Annotated in this window: 11 protein-coding genes; 5 read left to right on the forward strand and 6 right to left on the reverse strand. The window is 65.1% G+C overall.

Features of this window, described 5'->3' with window-relative positions; all coding sequences use genetic code 11:
- Window positions 1-93: 93 nt before the first annotated feature.
- The 3 genes from EV560_RS18410 to EV560_RS18420 form a co-directional block, all read right to left on the reverse strand.
- Window positions 94-1,065, reverse strand: coding sequence for a tetratricopeptide repeat protein (locus EV560_RS18410; RefSeq protein WP_131857218.1), 972 nt, complete (start codon window positions 1,063-1,065; stop codon window positions 94-96).
- A complete protein-coding gene (locus EV560_RS18415) occupies window positions 1,023-1,676 on the reverse strand; it encodes a winged helix-turn-helix domain-containing protein (protein ID WP_131857219.1) in 654 nt (217 codons plus the stop codon). Before EV560_RS18415 ends, EV560_RS18410 begins: the two co-directional genes overlap by 43 nt.
- Window positions 1,677-2,183: 507 nt before the next feature.
- Complete coding sequence (locus tag EV560_RS18420; RefSeq protein ID WP_131857220.1) at window positions 2,184-3,017, reverse strand: GNAT family N-acetyltransferase; 834 nt, start codon at window positions 3,015-3,017, stop codon at window positions 2,184-2,186.
- A gap of 875 nt (window positions 3,018-3,892) precedes the next feature.
- Here EV560_RS18420 and EV560_RS36070 point away from each other — a divergent pair.
- Window positions 3,893-4,105 (forward strand): hypothetical protein, encoded by a 213-nt coding sequence (locus tag EV560_RS36070; RefSeq protein ID WP_207908058.1) that lies wholly within the window; start codon window positions 3,893-3,895, stop codon window positions 4,103-4,105.
- 112 nt (window positions 4,106-4,217) lie between these two features.
- Here the strand turns inward: EV560_RS36070 and EV560_RS18430 are convergent, their stop codons facing one another.
- The 3 genes from EV560_RS18430 to EV560_RS18440 all read right to left on the reverse strand — a co-directional run bounded on the left by EV560_RS18430 (window position 4,218) and on the right by EV560_RS18440 (window position 6,862).
- Window positions 4,218-5,324 carry a helix-turn-helix transcriptional regulator gene (locus EV560_RS18430; RefSeq protein ID WP_131857221.1) on the reverse strand — a complete coding sequence of 369 codons (1,107 nt, stop codon included), beginning with the start codon at window positions 5,322-5,324 and terminating at the stop codon, window positions 4,218-4,220.
- 232 nt (window positions 5,325-5,556) lie between these two features.
- Window positions 5,557-5,931: a helix-turn-helix domain-containing protein gene (locus EV560_RS18435; RefSeq protein ID WP_131857222.1), complete on the reverse strand. Its 375-nt coding sequence runs from the start codon at window positions 5,929-5,931 to the stop codon at window positions 5,557-5,559.
- 250 nt (window positions 5,932-6,181) lie between these two features.
- Window positions 6,182-6,862: a Crp/Fnr family transcriptional regulator gene (locus EV560_RS18440; protein WP_165923530.1), complete on the reverse strand. Its 681-nt coding sequence runs from the start codon at window positions 6,860-6,862 to the stop codon at window positions 6,182-6,184.
- Between the two features lie 305 nt (window positions 6,863-7,167).
- Between EV560_RS18440 and EV560_RS18445 the strand changes: the two genes are divergently transcribed.
- The 4 genes from EV560_RS18445 to EV560_RS18460 all read left to right on the forward strand — a co-directional run bounded on the left by EV560_RS18445 (window position 7,168) and on the right by EV560_RS18460 (window position 20,274).
- Window positions 7,168-9,018, forward strand: coding sequence for an alkyl/aryl-sulfatase (locus EV560_RS18445; RefSeq protein ID WP_248312117.1), 1,851 nt, complete (start codon window positions 7,168-7,170; stop codon window positions 9,016-9,018).
- 18 nt (window positions 9,019-9,036) lie between these two features.
- Complete coding sequence (locus EV560_RS18450; RefSeq protein WP_131857225.1) at window positions 9,037-9,573, forward strand: hypothetical protein; 537 nt, start codon at window positions 9,037-9,039, stop codon at window positions 9,571-9,573.
- Window positions 9,574-9,782: 209 nt separating this feature from the next.
- On the forward strand, window positions 9,783-10,298 hold the full coding sequence (locus EV560_RS36445; RefSeq protein WP_248312118.1) for a hypothetical protein: 516 nt from the start codon (window positions 9,783-9,785) through the stop codon (window positions 10,296-10,298).
- Window positions 10,299-10,698: 400 nt separating this feature from the next.
- Window positions 10,699-20,274 carry a DUF11 domain-containing protein gene (locus EV560_RS18460; RefSeq protein ID WP_131857226.1) on the forward strand — a complete coding sequence of 3,192 codons (9,576 nt, stop codon included), beginning with the start codon at window positions 10,699-10,701 and terminating at the stop codon, window positions 20,272-20,274.

The following is a 20,274-nucleotide window of genomic DNA, read 5'->3' on the forward strand; positions in this document are numbered from 1 at the left end:
GGAAACAGGCACGGATCGACCTTTGGGGGGCGGTCGCCGCCGGGACAGAGAGTTCAGTCTGTCCCGTTCAGTCCGCGGAATGCCGGATCCTGCTCATTCAGGCATGCCGGCACGTCGCAGCGCGTCGTTCAGCCTGGCGGCGTAGTCGGAATTGCGCAATGGGCCACTGAATTCATCCATCATCGAAAGCCTGAGCGTCGGCGAAAGCCGGAGGAGCTCGGCCATCGCGCTCCTGGCCTCGTCGAGCCGCCCGGCCAGGGCGAGAGCTGCCGCGAAGTTGCGCTGGCTCAGAGCCCAGCCCGATTTCTCGCTGACCGAGCGGGAAGACCAGGCCACAGCCTCCTCATAGGCCCCGGCCTGCATGAGGGCAAAGGCCATCCCGTTGAGATCGATGTAGCGGAGCGGGTCCTGGGGACTGAGCCGAAAGGCTCGCTCGTAATTCCCGATCGCGACGGCGGCATTGCCCAGGTAATTCTGTGCGGCCCCGGCACGCGACCATGCCCGCGCGGAGTTCGGGTTGATCATGCAGGCGCGGTCCAGCAGGAGAATGCCGGCTTCCGGATTCATGCCGAGATAGGTGATAGTGATGCCCGCCGTCCAAAGGGCGGTGGCGTCATCCCTGCCGTAATTTGCCGCCTGGCGGGCCCAATGGAGGCCGTCCTCGACGTCCCGCGCATTCGCCTGCAACGATCCTTGCGTCTTCAGCATCATGACGGTCAGCGACGCCATGGCATAGGCGGCGGCGTAGCCCGGAGACGAGGCGACTGCTCCGATGAACAGGTCCCGGGCCTGCCGAAGCGCTTCCGGGGTGACGTCCTGTATCGCCATGCCGCGCAGGAAGAGATCGTAGGCGCTGAGGTTCTTCGGCGGCTTTCGTTGCGCGTGCTCGATCTCGGCACGCTGCAAGCGTGGCTCGATGGCGCCGGCAACGGCCTCGGTGATGCGATCCTGCAGGCCGAAGACGTCGTCGAGCGGGCCGTCGAAACGGTCTGCCCAGATCTGCGTGCCACTCGATGCATCGATCAGCTTGCTGGTGACGCGCAGGCGCTCGCCCGCCTTCCGCACGCTGCCCTCGAGGACGTACAGGACCCCGAGCTCACGTCCGATCTGGCGGACATCCACCGCCCGGCCCTTGTAGGTGAAGGCCGAATTGCGGGCGATGACGAAGAACGACCGGATACAGGACAGCGCCGTGGTGATGTCCTCGACCAGGCCATCGACAAAAACTCCTGATCCGGGTCGGAACTCAGGTTCAGGAAGGGCAGCACCACGAGCGAAGGCCTGTCCGTGGGCGGCATCAAGCGTGGGGCCGCGGCGATGGCGTCACTGGCAGGCGCTGGCCCCTGGGGATCAGCCGATACCTGGATATCGAGAAGGTAGCCGCGCTTGGGGACCGAGCGGAGAATCCGCCCATCCTCGTCGCCAATCGCGCGCATGACCTCACGGACGGCCTGAAAGAGGCTGTCCTCGGTCACATTGAGGCTCGACCAGACCACATCGAGCAATTCGGACTTGCTGATGGTGCGCCCCGGATTGCGCGCGAGGAAGAGCAGCAGATCAAAAGGCTTGGGTGCGATCGGGATGTCGAGGCCATTCGCCCCCCGCATTCGTCCCTGCGCTGCATCGATCACGATGTCAGCGATCTGCAGGATCGTTCCGGACTCAGTCTCGCCCATCGGAAGTTCCCGGCACTCGGAGATCCCTCAGAAAAGCATAGATCCGCGCTCAGCGCGATCTCAGACCTTGTTCAAGACGTTACGCGGCCGCTGCCGGAAGGTCCTGCGAGGGCGGTATCCAGTTTACCGCCGTCAAAGCGGGGGAGATCATGGACCTGCCATTTGGCGAGCAGACCTATTCTGCCAACGACACAAGGAACAGCCGGCGCATCGCCCGGCTTCTCGCTGCATTCCCAAGCTTTCGCGTAGGGCTTCGGCGACTCCTGGAAAGGCCGGCCATCGTCCCGAAACTGAATGCGGAGCTGCGCCACGATGTCGGATTGGGGCCCGACCAATATCCGAACGCACCGATCTGGGGGCACGGCCGGATCATGTGGTGGCCATGAGCCTTCCTATGTCGAGCGCCTAGAGCATTTTCGAGCGAAGTGGGCACCGGTTCGCGTAAAGAAAATGCGTCAAAACAAAGAGATAGAGCATTTCCGCGATTCGGAGAAACGCGGAAATGCTCTATCCAAGCTCCAGCGTCGTCACGCCGAACAGCTCGGGCGCGAGAGGAATGGGCTCGCCCAGATACATGCGCGTCGTCTCGAATCCGGGCCGAAGGCCTGAGCGCAGCAGAAGGTCCATGAAGCGCTCTCGCGCGGCCGGAACGTCGATGAAGACCTCGCCCTCGGCGGAGGCCGCCAGCTGCCGGACGAGCGCCGCGGCCGTGCCCTCGTCGACCGCCGACAGCCCGCCGATCTTCCAGCCCGCGCGGCACTTACGCATGACGCCGTATCCCGTCACCCTCCCCTCCGCGCGCGCCGCGCAGGCAACATGTGGCGGTCCAAGCCAGCGCGTCAGGAACCCGACCCGTGGCTCCGGAAAGCTCCTGCGATCGAAGGCCATGACCTCCGGCACGAGATCGGGAGTGACCATGCTCAGCCTCTCCCGATCGACCGCGCGACCGGCAAAGGCGCCGCCGAAGCGGATGGTTCGGTAAGCAGGAGCAAAACCCTTCCGGCGGTAGTTCTCGAACTGCTCGTCGACCCCGTCGAGCCCGATGGTACGCCCGGCGAGATAGGCCATGCCTGCGTCCCAGACGGCTTTCCCGTGGCCTCGGCCGCGCCTGTCCTCGCGGCTGATATAGAGCCCGATGAAGCCGTAGCCCGTTCCGTAGGCAACCGCCGCGATCCCGGCGACCATCTCGCCATCGACAAACGCGCCGATGAAGCCCTCGGGGTCCGTCGCATGGAACGCCGCGGCATCATCGAGCCCGGGATTCCAGCCCTCGGCGGCGGCCCAGCCGATGAGTTGCTCGACTTCGACCAGGTCGAGCTTACGGACGAGGCGCTCGCTCATGCTGCCAAATCCCATCTCGCAGTCGACCCGTCCCATTAGGCCGGGGCCGCCATCATGGCGGTTCCGACGTCTACCGCTCCGGCTCACCCCCGACAATCCGGGGGGCCATATCGAGGCCGACGACATGCCCCCCTCGTGCCTGGCCTGGCGCCATCCCGGACAGGCCGGATCGCAGGGCCGATCCTGTGATCTCGCAGAACCGGACGGCGTCATCCCGGACGCAGCGCAGCGGAGCTCCGGGATCCATCGTCGAGCGCAACGCCCTTCGATGGATCCCGGAGCGGCGCCGCTAAAGCGGCTTGTCCGGGATGACGGGAAATGCTTGCGACCTTGTCAGCAAGAGCGCGACGCTCGGAGTCTCCTATAACCGGGCAGATCGCCGAGGACGCTCAGGATGATGCGTTCGAGGCGAGCCTGGCGGTGGGGTTCTGAGCCAGTCGGGCATCACGTGGAGATCCGCTGCGCTGCCTTGGCGCTTCAGGCGCCGCGTTGCGCCCAAAGCCGACACGCGTGACGCCCGAAGCGAGCCCCGCGGCCGGAACCTTTTTTCGCCTTTTTAGTCGCCTAAATGTGGCGCGGTCTTCGGGATCAGAGGACGAGCCGTCGCTGCTGGCGCCTCGACGAGCGCCACGTCCGACGGAGTCGCTGTCGAGCCAGCCTTAGCGCGGGGGGCCTGAGCCATGGACAAGGCTATGCGCTGGCGTTCGGCCAGCTCGCTTCCGCAGGCTCGACCCAAGCGCGATTCCCATCTGCTTCCCCTGGGGGGCTGCGCGCTGATCGTCATGACGCTTGTCGGCCCACGCGCCTGGCCCCCGCCGGCCAGCGCCCATAGCTGGTACCCCAGCGATTGCTGCAGTGATCGGGACTGCTGGCCGATGGGCCATGATGACGACGCCCGCGAGCCCGACCCGACGATCGTGCCGGGCGGCTACTTGACCCATGACGGCTTCTTCGTCGATGCGCGCAACACGCGCCCCTCACTCGACGGGCGCTTCCATGTCTGCAGGTCGGGCGGTTATCCATCCGGCCCCGTGCTCGCGCCCCTGGAGCGGCCAGTCTGCCTGTTCGTGCCCAAGCTGGCGAGTTGACCGCGGCGCTGGCGAAGCCGGAGCAGCGAAGCGAGGCTGGCCGGCGCCCAACAGCCCATTATCGCAGCCACGAAGCCCACCGACCGCAAGCCGGTTTCGCGCCGTGGCCCGCTTATATGCCGCCCATGCGTGCGATCAGTTGCAGCAGCTCACTCTGGCGGTGTGTGTCGGTCTTCGCGAAGATCGTCTTGAGATAGCCTCGAACCGTTCCCGCACTGAGCCCGAGCGCCTCCGCCGCAAGCGATAGATCCTCTCCTGCAGCCAGGCGCATCGCAAGACGCGATTCCGCCGGGGTCAGCCCAAAGACGGCCCAGAGCATGTCGGGCGGTGGCAGCCGCTTGTGCTCGAGGTCGTTCACCGTCAGCACGACCCGGGCCCCGGTCAGGATATCCGCGAGCCCCCCCATGACCGGCAGGGCATTGACGATCAACGGCCTGCGCGCTGGCCGCTCGACGGCAATCCAGTGCGGCTCCGTTCGCGATGCCGAAATCCCGGCCGTGAGGGCGGTTGCGATGAGCTTCTGCAGGCGCTCGTTGCTCTGGGGATGCGCCGTCCGAAGCGCGCCGTGGCTCAGCGCGAAGTCGGTCTGCAGCAGGGGCTTCGCATGGGCGTTGAAGCGGATGACGCGCCCGCTTGCGTTTAGGAGGAAGGCGGGTTTCTCGACCAGGTCAAAGCCATCGAGCATCCCTTCGGCTTGCTTGATCGAGAGCAGATCGATCAGGGAGAGGACCCGGCCCAGGTCGGCTTGAAGGCCATGGAGCCGATGCATCTCCTCGTGGGTGAATGCGCCCTGCTTGGAGTTCCGGAGAAAAACGAGCCCGTAATGCTGCCCTTCCAGCGAGAAGCCCAGCGTACCCCACCAAGGCAGATCCCACGGGCGCAGCCACTCATTGTGATAGTCGCTGTGGCGCCGCTCGTCCTCGCTGGAGATGTCGTGCTCGACCAGCACTTTGCGCCCCTGCCTCAGCAGCGGCCAGGCCCGCTGTCCGCGCAGATCGCGCTTGTACCAGCCGCTGTTGAGGAAATCGTCGATCGGAGCCGTGAGGTCGGGCGAGACCGGCCGGGCGACCAGGGTCGCCCGTCCGTGGTCAGCCGCAAGACAAGTGCCGACAGCATTTGCCGATCGCGCGATATCATGAAGCAGATGCGGCCATGTTTCAGGTGACACGACCACATCGTAGAGTTTCTCGATGTCGATCTCGGCCGTTCTGCCGATCATGGCGACCTCCCGGCACGCAAGGATCTGCTCAACGAAGTAGGACTTACCTCTTAAACGCTATCGCGCACTCTCCTAACAGATTCTATTCAATTTATCTGAACGCGCCGCACAGGAATCCGCAGACGGCCCACAGATTCGCGAGCGCGCGTTTCCGCGTTTCTCAGACTTTCGGACACGCTCTGTCTATTCGTGTCGTCGCCTTGTCTTCACGCGGAAAGGTGTCCAAGGCCGATCACCGGCTCATCTTATCGCACCGCGTCGGCTCGACGGCGCCCGACAGCCAGCAGCGGTCGTCGACGCGCCCGTCCTCGATCTTGAAGCGGACGAGGATTTCCGAGGGGCGCTTCATGGCGCGGCCGCTCTCGAAACCGACGCTCCGGGCGATCTCGCCGATGGGAAGATCGGTCGCGACGAGGAGTTCGCGCGCTGCAGCGATCAGCGCCTCTTGCTGGAAATCGCCGACGGACATGCCGGTAAACGCGCGAAACAGCCGCGTGATATGGCGCCGCGGGACGCCAAACCGATCAAATCTTCGACCAGCATCGATCCGTGATCCCGGCTCGATATCGAGGTCACGGCTTCGCCGGCCATCACCTCGGCAATGCATTGAACCAGGAGGGCTGAAGCCAGCCCGTGACGGATGCGGGAGGTTCCGAACGCATCCCCTCGCCCCTCCACCAAGAGCTCACGCAAGGCGCGCAAGGCGGGCGTCGAATGACCGCAGCATGTCCGCGTCCGAAATGGAAGGGCCGAGCACTAGCAGCCCCCGGCCACAGGCGCAAAATGCAGGGCGGAATCCGCTTGGCGACAGGACATGCCCCGCGACCGGCCCCGGGCGAAGATCAAGTGGCGGCGCGCTATCGAGCCTTGGCGCAAAGAGCCAGCAAGCCGCCGCGGTTGAGAACTCTTATGCGGCTGTAGCTCACCTCGATCAGCCGTTGCTCCTGCATCGAAGCAAGCACTCGTTGCATTGTGGCTGGCGAGAGCGCGACCAGTTCCGCCAGCTTCTCGTGTGACAGTGAAATCTCGTTTGCGTCCGAGCCTCCGTTTGGCTCGTACATCAGTAATCTGACGGCGACACGCGCCTCGGCGGGAGACGTCGCAAGATTGGCCAGTAGATTGAGAGCGGTTTGTGTATTGATGTGGGATAGAGCGTAGAAATCCTTGTAGAGGAACGGATTTTCCTCAACGAGCTTCAACAGCGGCGCCCGTGGAAGAAAAACGGCCCGAACCTGAGCTGTGGCCACAATGGATATCACCCTGCTGTAGCCGGCAAACAGCGCCGAGTCGCCAATCCAGAACCCTGTCTCCGCCCGATGAATCGTAAATGCCAGTCCATCAAAGCGCGGTATCGAGATATCGATGCCACCGGAGGCAATGCCAAACACGCCGTTTGGCTCGTCCCCATGATTATAGAGAGATTGTCCCGCGGAATACTCGCGCAGCTGAAATAGCGGCGCGAGCAGTCTTTTTGTTTCTGGCGATCGATCGGCATACCAACCACGGGAGGAGAGCAACTCCAGAGCGATAGTCGGCATTTGGCGGAGGCTCCCTATGCAGAAAAGCGACCCAGAGACGATCATATGATCGAGTCGTTATCCACTTGCCATTCTAGCGTTGCCCGCAGCTACGGCGGGAGAGCGATATCATGTCGTCGGATCGGAGTGGCCTCAGCAGAACCGAATTTCTACGTGGTGCAGCGTCGGCGGGTCTTGCCGTTGGCATAATCGGGCAATCAAACCCGGCCAACGCGCAGGATGCCCCGCCAGTTCCCGCAAGCGGAGCTGCCGCCAAGCCTGCAACCCGAGCGACGATTGACTACAACTCCCAATACCGGAACGGATTGCCGTTCAGCGACGTCCAGGATTTCAAGGACGCCCGGCGCGGGCTCCTGGCAGCTCTGCCCGACCCGGCCATCATCAAGAACAGCGACGGTGCTCCGGTCTGGGACCTCAGCGTCTATTCCTTCCTCGGAACATCGGAAGCCGACGACGCGCCGGATACGGTGAATCCAAGCCTTTGGCGCATGGCCAAGCTCAACATGCTGCACGGCCTCTTCGAGGTGGTCGACGGCATCTATCAGGCGCGCGGCTACGATCTCTCGGTCATGAGCATCATCCGGACCGATAGCGGCTACATCGTCATCGATCCGCTCGTCAGCGCGGAGACCGCCGGAGCCGTCTGGAAGCAGCTCGTCAGCCCGAAGCTCGGCGACAAGCCGATTGTCGCCGTCATCTACACCCATAGCCATGTCGATCATTACGGTGGCGTACGTGGCCTAGTGCAGCAGTCCGACATCGACGCCGGCAAGGTCAAGATTCTGGCGCCGGCGGACTTCACCGAAGCGGCCGTGGGCGAGAACATCATCGCCGGCAACGCGATGAGCCGGCGCGCCAGCTACATGTACGGAAATCTGCTCCCCCGAGGAGCGACGGGCCAGGTGGATGGCGGTCTGGGCAAGTCGACATCGACCGGTACGGTGGGGCTGGCGCTTCCCACCGACTGGGCCACCGAGACAGGTCAGAAGATCAATATCGACGGCGTCGAATTGCAGGTCATCATGGCCCCGAATTCCGAGGCGCCCTCGGAATTCATGTTCTACCTGCCCAAGTTCAAAGCCTTCTGCGCCGCCGAGGACGCCTGTCACACGCTTCATAACCTCTACACGCTGCGTGGCGCCAAGGTCCGCGACGGCCTGCTCTGGTCCAAATATCTCCAGCAGACGCTGGATCTCTATGGCGATCAGATCGAGGTGCTCTTCACCTCGCACCATTGGCCGACCTGGGGCAATGGGCAGGTCGTCACTCATCTGAAGAAGCAGCGCGACATGTTCCGCTTCCTGCATGACCAGGTCATGCGGATGGCCAATAGCGGCATGACTCCGAAGGAAATCGGCGAGGTCATCCGCCTGCCGCAAGCCCTCGCGACGACATGGGCCTGTCGAAGCTATTACGGCACCGTGTACCATGACGCCGTCGCGCAATATAACCTGCGCCTCGGTTTCTTCGACGGCGTTCCGGCCACCCTCCATCAATTGCCGCCGACAGACGCCGGAGCGCGCTATGTCGACTTCATGGGAGGTGCCGACAACGTACTCCGGCGGGCCCGGGAGTCCTTCGCAAGAGGCGACTATCGTTGGGTCGCCGAGGTGGTGAACCATGTCGTCTTCGCCGACGCCAATAACGTCCCCGCGAAGCAGTTGCTCGCCGATACCTACGAGCAACTCGGCTACCAGGCGGAAAGCGGGCCCTGGCGCAACTTCTATCTCACCGGAGCGCGCGAGCTGCGCCAGGGCGTGCAGAAGCTGCCGACGCCGAACACGGCCAGCGCCGACACCATCAAGGCGATGCCGATCGAGATGTTCTTCGATTTCCTCGGCGTCCGGCTGAACGGCGATCGCGCGGCGGGCAAGACCGTCAGCATCAATCTCGAGCTGACCGACACCAGGCAGAAATACAATGTCGGCGTCGAGAATTCGGCGATCCACTATTCGAAGGACAGAACGCTGCCGGGCGCCGACGTCTCGATCGTCACCACCCGCGCGGATCTGAACGACGTGATGCTGGGCGCCTCGACGATGGAAAAGCAGGTGATCGAGGGCAAGGCCAAGCTCACCGGCGATCCGAAGAAAATGGCGGAGTTCGTCGGCATGCTGGATACGTTCGATTTCTGGTTCAACATCGTCACGGCCTAGGCTGGAGCAGGAGGAGCCATGTGCACCATCTGCTCGTTGACGATCGAATTCGATGTCGACCATCCGGAGACACTCTCTGTCGCAGTGGCGACGCGTCAGGCCATCGACGCGGGCCTTCTGACCTGCGATGCGGAACTCGACATGGCACGGTCGCGGCACCAGGCGATCCTGCTGCTGGGAGCGCTGCAGCAAAGGCTGGAAGCCGTGCTCTCTCCTTCGGCCCTGCTGGCGCTGCCGGATTTCTTCGTCCTGATGATCGAAAGCAGGACGTGGGGGTATTTCACCCCCACGCTCCGCGGCTTCGCCACCTCCGCGACGCCCTCCTCCCCGCGTGTGGAGCCCGATGAAAACGGCGATCGCGATTGCATCGTCCTGGTGTCGCAGGCGGCAGCCGCAACCATTGCCGAAGGCGGCTTGCCATTCGTAGAGGCGACCGACTTGGGCGTTGCGGTCGTTGACGCCCCGTCCGCGCCCGCAGCCCTCATTCGCGCGGCATTTACCGGCGCATACCCTGTCGGGTGCTTCAGCAAGTTCGTCTGCACCGAGGTCGCGTGAACGAGCGCGCAATCGACGGGACGGGCGGAAACCAAAGCATTTTCAAGCGAAGTGGCTACCGGTTCGCGTGGAGACAATGCGTCGAGACAAAGGGATAGACCTTCCGCAATTCGAAGTGCGGAAACGCTCCAGGTCCGGGAGGCAACGCTTCGCCAACTATTGGACCACCCACGCCTCGGACGGCGCTTGGACGATCATGGAGGGATCGGATGGATCTGATCAGGATCTGCTCGGTTGTAATGCTCGTCGGTCTGCTCGGGCCGCATCCCTCATCGGCTGCGATGATGGTCGTGCCCGCTGGACGGTTCGTCGTGCCTGGAATCATCGAACCGATCCAGTTTCGCCGCGGCATGGCCGTCCGTGGCGGAGCGATGGTTGGTCCCCGCGGCGGCGCGATCGCCGGACGAGGCTATGTCGCACGCGGACCTAGAGGCGGCGTCGCCGGTAGGGGCTATGTCGCCCGCGGCCCGCGAGGGAATGTCGTTGCAGGTCGCGGCGCCGTCGTGCGCCCCGGCTATCGGCCGGTGCCGGTTCGACCCTGGGTGCGCCCGGCCAATTACTGGTGGCATCCGGGCATGGCGATTGCCTCAGGTGCGGCGATCGGGTTCGTGACAGCGGCTGCCGCCACGACCTACGCGACCTCACAGCCGCCGGCGCCCGGCTATTGCTGGTACTATACCGACCCGCAGCGCAGTCAGGGCTTCTGGGACGTCTGCCCGCATTGAACCGGGCCCGAGAGCGAGAGGGGCTCGGCAACCCGGTGTAGGTGCCTTCCTGATTGTAGAATTCACGGCATCAGTTGCGACGCAGCATAAATCTCGCAATCGCGAAGCACGCGAATAGCATTCCAACTCAGTACCTTATCCATGATTCTTATCATACTTCGAAAATTGAACTAATTCTGTACCATTTGAATCGAATTCGCGTTTGACAGTTGTGAAAAGAAAAGCTTCTTTGCTTTTCGATACTCTACGATCTGCTATCGTTCCGTGGCCTACCTGATACTTCCGAGTCGTTGCACGAGGGGTAAGATTGGTGGACTGGTCGAAGAGATGGGCGGCGCCATCTCGGTCGGAACCGGTTTTCGAGCTGCTTGAAGACCGGTGCCTGTTCGCGGCGCAACCAGTGGTGGCGGTTGACGGCGGTGGTGACGCGCTTATCGGCGAGACCACGCAGATCACCGTCACGTTCACGAATACACCGGTCGGGCCTGGCAACAATGTCGGCTACTCGCCCTATATCGACGTCATTCTGCCGACCCGCGGCGCGGATGGCAGCGCGTCCGACGCGAACCCGGTCCAGACAAAGGACGGCGTCACCTTCGAGGGCGCCACGCTCTACGGCCAAGCCCTCCAGGCGACGCAGCTCGAGTTCGGCTCCAGCGGCTCCGTGACACACCCATTCGCGCGCGACGCGAGTGGAAATCTCCGCGTCGTCAACGCGAGCGACTACGGCGCCCAGCCCGGCGATACGCTGGTCGTGATGAGCCTGCCATTCGGCTCCTTTGTCCCTGACCAGCCGCCCGCGCCGGTGCAGATCTCGCTCGGCGTCTCGCAACTGGCGGACCTGAACGTTCCGCTCTCGGTCTCGGCCGTGGGCGGCTTCGCCTTCGGGCGCGACGCGCTGAACAATCCGACGGCGGATGCGCCCGTGCTCAGCGGCACCGCGAACAACTCGATCACGCCCGTTCTGTTCACCGTCAACAAGACCTCGAATCTGGCGGAGGGCGAAACGGCCACGGGCCCGAGCTTTCCCCATCAATACACCGTGACGCTGGACGTCGCGAACGGTCAGACGATGAACAATCTCGTGCTGAACGACACGCTGCCCAACGGCATCGTCGTCACCGGCGCGAGCGCGAACGGAGCGACGGTCGACATCCAGCAAGCCAACGGTCTCATCGTCGCAACCTTCAACGGGCCGGTGACGGGCACTGCGAGCGCAGCCGACGTGACCATGACGATCGACTTCCATGTCGGCCAGTTCATGTCGCCCGACTCGCCGGCCGAGCCCGTCCTCGATCCCGTCACGGGCGCGCCTCGCGTCCTGCCGAACAATGTCAGCGGCTCGGCGGACTGGACGCCCGTCGACAGCAGGGACGACCCGGTCTCGTTCGTCGAAGATCCGGCCGGCCCGGAAAACGTCATCGTCGCCAAGGCGCTCGCGACCCAGAAAACGGCGGCCAATCTGAGCGGCAACCAGACCGCGGTTCCAGGCGACGTCATCGAATGGACCATCCGGACCCAGGTCAGCGACTATTTCAGCCTCGACGATCTGGACCTGTCGGATTTCCTGTCCGACGGCCAGACTTTCGACGCCGGCTTCACGCCGACAATCTTCCTGCGCGAACAGGGAACCGACCAATTCTCCGGCAGCTTCAATATCGCGAATTACAGCGTCGCGCTGGAGGGCACCGGAACGAGGGTCATCTTCCATGTCGGCGACGAGATGGTCTCCCGCGGCCTCGACAGCGTACTCGACGGCGGCGGCGGCATCATTCCGCGTCCGACGGAGCTGGTGATCGTCTTTCGCTCCGTCGTCGACGCGAACTTTTCCGGCGGCGCGCCCGTCCTCCACGACGACGCGATCGCGAACAGCGTCGAGTCGCAGGCCATCATCAATAACGGCACCGGCAATCCGATCACGGATGCGTCGAGCATCACCGTGCCGATCACGCCCGGGCAGCTTGACGGCAAGTCGGTCTACGCGATCAACGGCAATACCAGCATCGGCCTGTCGCCGCTCGTGACCAACGGCGATGTCGTGACATTCCGCATCCAGTACACGATCCCGCCGCAGTCGGGGCAGGATTTCGTGCTGACGGATTTTCTCCCCCTGCCGATCTTCGCGGCAGGGAGCATCAGCTTCATCGACCAGGTCAGCTCCGCCGCGCCTGGGGTCGGCCAAGCCTGGTTTGGTCCGAGCGACACGTTCGATGCGGCCAATCCGACAGGCTATGCCGGGGTACCGAGCGTGATCGTCGGCGCCCTCTCGAACTCGATCTCCTTCCGCTACGGCAATTACGAGCTGGCGAGCGGCAGCGGCCCGCTGCGCGTCGACATCCTGTTCAGCGTCGTGGTTCAGGACCAGCCGTTCGGCGACGGCCTGGTCATGAACAATGTGGTGCAGGCGAGCGAGATCAACAGCACCGGATTGGTCACGGTCGGCGTGGACACGGCCGACGTCATCCTCAGCCAGCCCGAACTGACCTTGCAGAAGGGCATCGTCGCCAGCACCAACCCCGATACCGTCTTCACCCCCTCCCCGGCGGCGCCTGTCGTCTTCACCGATCCCGGCAGCGGCGGCACGCGTTTTTCAGGCACCATCTCCTCGGGTCTGCTGGCCTCGAGCGATGTCGTCAGCGACGTCACCCGCGTCGATGGCGGCGACATCGTCACCTTCGCGATCATCGTCGAGAATACCGGCAGCGGCCGCAACGGCGCGTTCGACATCCTGATCCGCGATACGCTCGCGGCCGGCTTCGCCATTCCCGGCGGCGCGGCGGGCCTCAATCTGCGCGTAACGGATGGTGCCGGAAACCTGCTGGCCTTCACCGGCGACATTTTCGGCGCCGGCATCAGCCTCACCGATCAGCCCGGAACGGGCGCGCTGGCGCCGGCCGATCCGGCCTCGGGCCGCAACATCCTCGTCATCACCTACGACCTGCAACTGATCAACACGGTCGCGACGCCGAACCTCACCATCGCCAACGCGGCATCGCTCGACCATTACGCGGCCCAGGAAGGCGGCACCGATTTCGCGCCGAACCTGCTGCCCGAGGACCGGACAGCCTCCGCCTCGGCGACGACGGCCGGCCCGGGCATCATCAAGGAGGTCGCCCAGACCAGCCTGCCCGAGAGCGCGGGCTCGACGCTGCTGATCGGCGAAGAAGTCTGGTACGACGTCACGGTGACGCTTGCCGAGGGCACGCTCGGCAACTTCATCCTGACCGACACCTTGCCGAACACGGCCGGCGGCAAGCTCAGCCTTCTCGATGCCTCGCTCCTCTCGGTCGGCGGCAATATCAGCTTCGCCAACGGCACGCCGGTCTTCACGCAGACGGACAGCAACGGCGACGGCATCGTCGACCAGGTGAGCGTCAATTTCGGCAATACGCTCAACACGCCGGACAACATCGTCAATGCCAACGACCGGATCGTGCTGCGCGTCCATGCCGTGCTGCCGGATCTTCCGGAGAATAATTCGGGCGACCGCCTGACCAATACCGCCGTCGCCAGCTTCACCGACGGCAACGGCGCGCCACAGACTATCACCGCGACGGCCCCGATCACCGTGGGCGCGCCGGGCCCGACGATCACCAAGACCGCGATCGGCAGCACGACGGTCGATGCCGGCGACGTCGTCGAGTACGAGGTCGTCGTCAGCAATCCTGTCATCGGCGGCGTCGCGGCGCCGGTTTTCGACCTGCTCGTCGGTGATGCGCTGGTAGACGCCCATCTGTCGCTGGTTGTCGGGTCGGTGAGCGCCTCGAATGGCGCCGCCACGGTCCTCGAAGGCAATGCCAGCGGCGACACGTTCGTCCTGATCTCGCTGGCGGAACTCGGAGCGGGCCAATCGCTCACGATCCGCTACCGCGCGCTCGTCGCCAATGATGTCATCGCCGGCGACACGCTCATCAATACCGCAGTGCAGCGCTCCGACTCCGCCCCCGGCGACGTCGCCGATCAGCGCGTCTTCATCAGCAGCGACAACGAAACCCTGCTGGTGGCGACCCCCGCGCTCCTCAAGCAGGTCACCGATACGAGCCTGCCCGATACCGGCTCGTCGCAGGGCAATGCCGCGCTGCCGGATGTCGCCTTCGGCGAGACCGTGACCTTCACGCTGACCGCGACCATGCCGGAGGGCGTCACCCAGGCCGTCATCCTGCTCGACCAGTTGCCGCTCGGCCCCGGTGCGATGGAGGTGACGGCCGCCTCCATCGTCCTTGTCGGTGGCAATCTCGTGATCGGCAGCGGAGCCGGCGTCGGGACGGCCGGCATCCTGAGCGATCGCAACGGCGACGGCCGTCTCGACACCGTTACCTTCAATCTGGGCGATGTCAGCAATTCCCAGGATGGCGCGGTCAATGCCAGCGATCAGATCAGCTTCCAGATCAGCGCGCGTCTGGTCTCCACCTCGGGCGCGGCGCCCGGAGCGGTGACGACGAATATCGGGCAGTTGAGCTTCGTGACCCCGGGCGGTCCGTCAGCTGCGAACGCCTCGGCTTCGATCGAAATCGTCGCGCCGACGTTCGGCATCGCGAAGACGCCGGATGTGCAGAATGTCGATGGCGGCGACGAGATCACCTACACCGTGCGGATCACCAATACGGGCGGCGCGTTTTCCGCGCCCGGCTACGATCTGGCGATCGCCGACCTGCTGGACGATCCGAGCCTGAGCCTCATTGCCGGCAGCGTAACGCTGACCGGGCCGGCAGGCGCCACGGTCACGTCCGGCAACGGTGCCGGTGACACGGCGGTCGGAATCGCGGCGACCCGTCTCGCGCAGGGCGAGGTCATCATCGTGACCTACCGCGCCCTCGTCGACAATCTGGTGCCGACGGCGACGCAACTGCTCAACCGCGTCGACTACACCGCCGATTCCTATCCCGGCAACGTTCCCGGCGAGCGTGACTTTTCCGGCTCTGCCGCCGCTGTCGTGGACGTGGAGGGCCCGATCTCCGTCAAGGCGATCACGGCGACGTCGCTCACGGAGACCGGCTCGAACGCCTTCACGCCATTCAATCCCGACCTCGCGATCGGCGAGCGCGTGACCTATCGGATCGCGCAGGTCATCCCCGAAGGCAGCACGACGCTGCGGATCGTCGACTCCCTGCCGACGGCAGGGACCGCACTCGAATTCCTCGCCTTCCGGCTGGTGACCAAGGGCGGCAACATCACCTTGCCGCAGGCCCCGGTCGTGACCCAGATCGACACCGACGGCGACGGCCGCATCGACCAGGTCACGATCGATTTCGGGACGATCACGAATATCGTCGACAACCAGATCAGCGCGGACGACCTGCTGGCCATCGAGATCGATGCCCGGGTCGTCGACGATCCACGCAACGTGGCGGGAGACGTTGCGACCAACACCGCGCAGATCTTCGTCAACAACGTCCTGTTCGCGACCCGCACCGCAAGCGCCGACATCGTCGAGCCCGATTTCGAGATGTTCAAGACCGCGAGCATCGCGTCCGGAGATGCGGGTGACGAGGTCACCTTCACCGTCACCGGGGCGCCCAGCGCGACAATGACGGGTCCTGCTTACGATCTCGTCTTCGTCGACGCGCTTGCGCCCGGACTCCAGCTGATTGCGGGCAGCGTGACCGCCTCGCGCGGCACGATCGTCGAGGGCAACGGTGCCGGCGACACCCGGATTCAGATCACCGGCATCGTCCTGCTCCCGACCGACGGCGTCATCACGGTCACCTATCGCGCACGCCTGCTCGATAGTGTCGAGCACGGACAGGTGATCCAGAACACTGCGACGCTGGACTATTTCTCCGCGCCGGATGTGGAGGATCGGGACTACTCCACCGCGGCATCGAGCACGCTTTCGGTCGTGCTGAACCCGGACATCCATAAATCCGTAGCGCTGACAGACATTCCCGAGACCGGCGCGGCCCAGTTCGACCCGACCGTCCCCGACGTGAACAACGGCGAGACGATCGTCTACCGGATCACGATCCGCCTCGGCGAGGGCACGCAATCCGTCGTCCTGACGGATGCCATGCCGGCCGGCCTCACCTTCCTGCAGCTCGGAGCGATCCGCTTCGGCGCCAATATCAGCGGCCTGGTGGTCGACAACGGCGCGCCGTTCACCGTCATCAACAACGTCCTGACCTTCGATTTCGGGACATTGACCAATCACGGCGACAACCTGTCGAACGCCGCGGACGAGATCACAGTGGACGTGATCGCGCGAGCGGGCGGGACCAACGCCGCCGGCACGCAGCTGACTAACACGTCGACAGCCACCCTGGCTTCGCCGCTGCTTCCAGCGGTCCCGGCTTTGGTGCGGACCTCGTCGGCATCGGTCGAAATCGTCGCCCCCGATCCGGTCATCACCAAAACGGCGAGCATCGTGTCCGGCGATGCCGGCGACGAGGTTCTGTATACCGTCGTCGTCTCGCAGAGCGCGCTGGCGACCGGCCCACTGTTCCACGCGACGATCTCCGATCTGCTCGGTCCCGGCCTCGTGCTCATCCCGGGCAGCGTCACCACGACGCGCGGGACGGTCGATTTCGGCAACGGCGCCGGCAACGACCTCGTGATCGTCTCGCCCGGCCGCGTCATCAATGTCGGCGACGCGCCGATCACGATCACCTATCGCGCGCGCCTCGCGGACAGTGTCGAGCCAGGCCAGATCCTGATCAACACCGCCAATGTCAGCGGCGAGACGACCTTCGTTCCCAATCCGGACTCGCTGGTCTTCGACGCATCGGACGATGCGTCGCTGACGGTCGATATGCCCGTCGCGCTCACCAAATCCGTGGTCGCCAGCTCGATCGACCAGACACAGGCGTCGCAGTTCAACCCGGCCAACCCCGATGCGGCCGTCGGCGAGGTCGTCACCTACCGCGTGGCGGCGACCCTTTCGGAGGGCACCCAGCGGGTGATCGTCAGCGACACCCTGCCGCTCGGCGTCTCGATCGTGGCGGTGAGATCGAGCCTCCCCGGCTTCACCCCCATCATCAGCATCAGCCCCGACGGCCGCACGATCACGGCCGATTTCGGGATCGTGGTGAACCCGGGAAACAACATCCTCGAGCCGTTCAATCTCGGCATCGACATCGACGTGCTGGTTCAGGACGTGCCCGGCAACGTCGCCGGCACGGTTCTCGACAACGCGTCCGGCGTGACGATCTCCTCGCCGACGGCGCCCGGCGTGCCCGGCGGAACCGAGACGGCCAGCGCCTCGGCATCGATCGACATCGTCGAGCCGGAGCTCGTCCTGAGCAAGGCGACCAATGCCGGCTTCGTCGCCCCCGGCGAGGCGATCCCCTGGACGCTGACGCTGCAGCATGCCGCCGGCAGCACCTCCGCGGCTTTCGACATCCTGATCACCGACCTGCTCGCCGGAACCGGGCTCGACCTCATCGCCGGCACCGTCACCGTCAATCGCGGGCTCGTCGTTTCCGGCAACAATCCGGGCGACAACATGATCAGCATTGCGCTCGGCAGCCTCGCGCTCGGCGAGACGTTGACGATCGGTTTCCAGACGCGCCTGTCGGCGAGCACGCCGCCGGCAGCAGAGGTCGTGAACACGGCCAATGGCGATTTCGACAGCGCGCCCGGCCTTGGCGGGCGCCCCGATGACGTCGCCGCCCAGGCGTCGCTCCCGGTCGCGCCCGGCATCACCAAGGCCGTGGCCGCGACCGATATTCCGCAGACCGGCAACGCTGCCTTCAACCCGGCGCTGCCAGACCTCGCCATTGGCGAGACGGTCACCTACCGCATCGTCGCGACCCTGCCGCAGACGACGGTCAACGGCTTCGCGATCAACGACCTGCTGCCGGCAGGACTGGAAGCGCTCAGCGCGTCGGTGATCTCGGTGGGCTCGGCCCTCGGCGGCTCGCTGCTGCAGCCGGGCGATGCCGGCACGATCAACGGCCAGGGCATCTCCTTCGTCTTCGGCACGATCGTCAATGGCGGCAGCGCCGCGATCGGCGCCGAGGACATGATCGTGGTGGAAGTCGTCGCCCGCGTCCGGGATATCGCCGGCAACGCTGCCGGGAGCGTGCTCGTCAATGCGAGCGATGCGGTCTTCACCATCGGCGGGCGCTCGGGCGAACAGTCGGCCTTCGCTGCCACCGATATCGTCGAACCGCAGCTCGTCGTCATCAAGCAGGCGGACCACCCCACGGGCGACGCGGGCGATCCCTTCACCTACACGGTGACGATCGCGCATGCGCCCGCCTCCTCCGGCCCGGCCTTCGACGTGGTGCTGCAGGACATCTTGCCGAGCGTCCTGCAAGGTCTCTCGGTGACGTCCAGCACCGGCACCGCGACGTTGAGCGGCAACACCGTGCGCCTGACGCTTCCGCAGTTCCTGCCCGGCGATGCGCCGATCGTGCTGACCTACACCGTCCGCATGACCGACGCGATCGAGCCCGGCCAGCAGGTGCCGAATCTCGCGACGCTCAGTTTCGACAGCGCACCGGCGGGTGCCGGCCGCGACGGCTCGGGGCAGGCCAGCGCGACCGTGACAGGAGTGCTCGGCGTCGATCTCGCCAAGGAGATCGTCGCCACCTCCCTGCCGCAGACCGGGGCCGAGCAATTCGACCCGAACCGGCCGGATCTGGCGATCGGCGAGACGATAACCTACCGGCTGACCGCAACCCTCGCCGAGGGCACGCAGCGCCTCGTCATCCTCGACGAGATGCCGGCCGGGCTGGTGCCGATCTCGGCGAGCCTTATCGATATCGGCGCGCTGATCGGCAGCACGCAACCGCTCATCACCATCGCCGGGCAGGCCGTCAGCCTGGATTTCGGCGTGGTGGTCAATCCCGGCAACAATGTCGCGGGCGACGGCACCGTCGTGATCGAGATCGTCGCCCGTGTCGCGAATGCGGCGGCGAACCAGGCCGGCCGGCTGCTCGAGAATACGGCGGCCGCGATCATCGCCTCGCCGAGCAATCCGGGCGCGCCCGGCGGCACGGCGCAGGACATGGCCAGCGCCGCCGCCGAGGTGGTGACGCCCGCGATCCTTGTCGACAAGACGGCTGATGTGCCGTTCGCGACCATCGGCCAGCAGGTCTCCTATACGGTTGTCGTCGGCCATGCTCCAGGCTCGACTGCTCCCGTCTTCGAGCTTGTCATCGAGGACCTGCTGGTGCCGGGAATGATGGTCCTGACTCCGGGCAGCGTCACCAGCTCGCTCGGCACGATCGTGAGCGGCAACAATGCCGGCGACGGCACGATCCGCATCATCGTGCCGGAGCTGCTGCTCGGGCAGTCCATCACGATCCGCTACACGGTCGAGATCGTCGGCGTGCCAAGCCCGAACCCGGACCTCGTCAACACCGCCGCCGCGAGCGGCGCCTCGGTGCCGGGCGATGTGCCGCCCGGCTTCGTCCGGCCGGTCACCGGCGGCGACGACGCGGTGGTGACGATCTCCTCGGGCGGCGACTATCCGGCCGGCGCCGCGCTCGATCGCGGGCTGCTCGACGAGTACCAGATCACGCCGGTGCGGGCCCTGCCGGTCAACCCGATCTTCACCGGCAAGGCAAATCCGGGCTCGACCATCCAGCTCGCCGGTCTCGACCGCTCCGGCGGGCTCATGGCGGTGACGACGACCGTGACCGACTATGGCGGCGACTGGATCGCCTCGCTTCCCATCGCCACCGCCTCCCCCGCATCGGAGCCGGCGCTCGATGCTCTCGCGCAGTCCAGCCTGTTCCGTGACGGGCTGGACGGGTTCGTAACCTATGGCGCGTATCGCGCCGGCGCGCCGGGATCAGCCGTCAGCGCCCAGCCCTTCGCGCTGGAGGTGTCCTATAGCGACCCGACGCCGGTGGTGGCGCCGCACCTCGTCGAGGCGCCGCGCCTCAGCTTCGACGGCGCCTATATCGTGCGCACCCAATTCAAGCCCGTCCCCGAGCTGGTCTCGATCGACCTGATGCCCGCGGAGCTCAATTCGCTGGTCTGGAACAGCTTTGCGCGCGACTTCACGGCCGCGCTTCTCGACAGGAGGTGA

Source organism: Allobosea sp. BK604, from assembly GCF_004341515.1.
Lineage (GTDB): Bacteria > Pseudomonadota > Alphaproteobacteria > Rhizobiales > Beijerinckiaceae > Allobosea.

Excerpts from the sequence above, each read along its gene's own strand:
- EV560_RS18435 (WP_131857222.1), bottom strand. The coding sequence starts at position 5,931 with ATGCATTGCCGAGGTGATGGCCGGCGAAGCCGTGACCTCGATATCGAG.
- EV560_RS36070 (WP_207908058.1), top strand. The coding sequence starts at position 3,893 with ATGGGCCATGATGACGACGCCCGCGAGCCCGACCCGACGATCGTGCCG.
- EV560_RS18415 (WP_131857219.1), bottom strand. The coding sequence starts at position 1,676 with ATGGGCGAGACTGAGTCCGGAACGATCCTGCAGATCGCTGACATCGTG.
- EV560_RS18450 (WP_131857225.1), top strand. The coding sequence starts at position 9,037 with ATGTGCACCATCTGCTCGTTGACGATCGAATTCGATGTCGACCATCCG.
- EV560_RS36445 (WP_248312118.1), top strand. The coding sequence starts at position 9,783 with ATGGATCTGATCAGGATCTGCTCGGTTGTAATGCTCGTCGGTCTGCTC.
- EV560_RS18430 (WP_131857221.1), bottom strand. The coding sequence starts at position 5,324 with ATGATCGGCAGAACGGCCGAGATCGACATCGAGAAACTCTACGATGTG.
- EV560_RS18420 (WP_131857220.1), bottom strand. The coding sequence starts at position 3,017 with ATGAGCGAGCGCCTCGTCCGTAAGCTCGACCTGGTCGAAGTCGAGCAA.
- EV560_RS18440 (WP_165923530.1), bottom strand. The coding sequence starts at position 6,862 with ATGCCGACTATCGCTCTGGAGTTGCTCTCCTCCCGTGGTTGGTATGCC.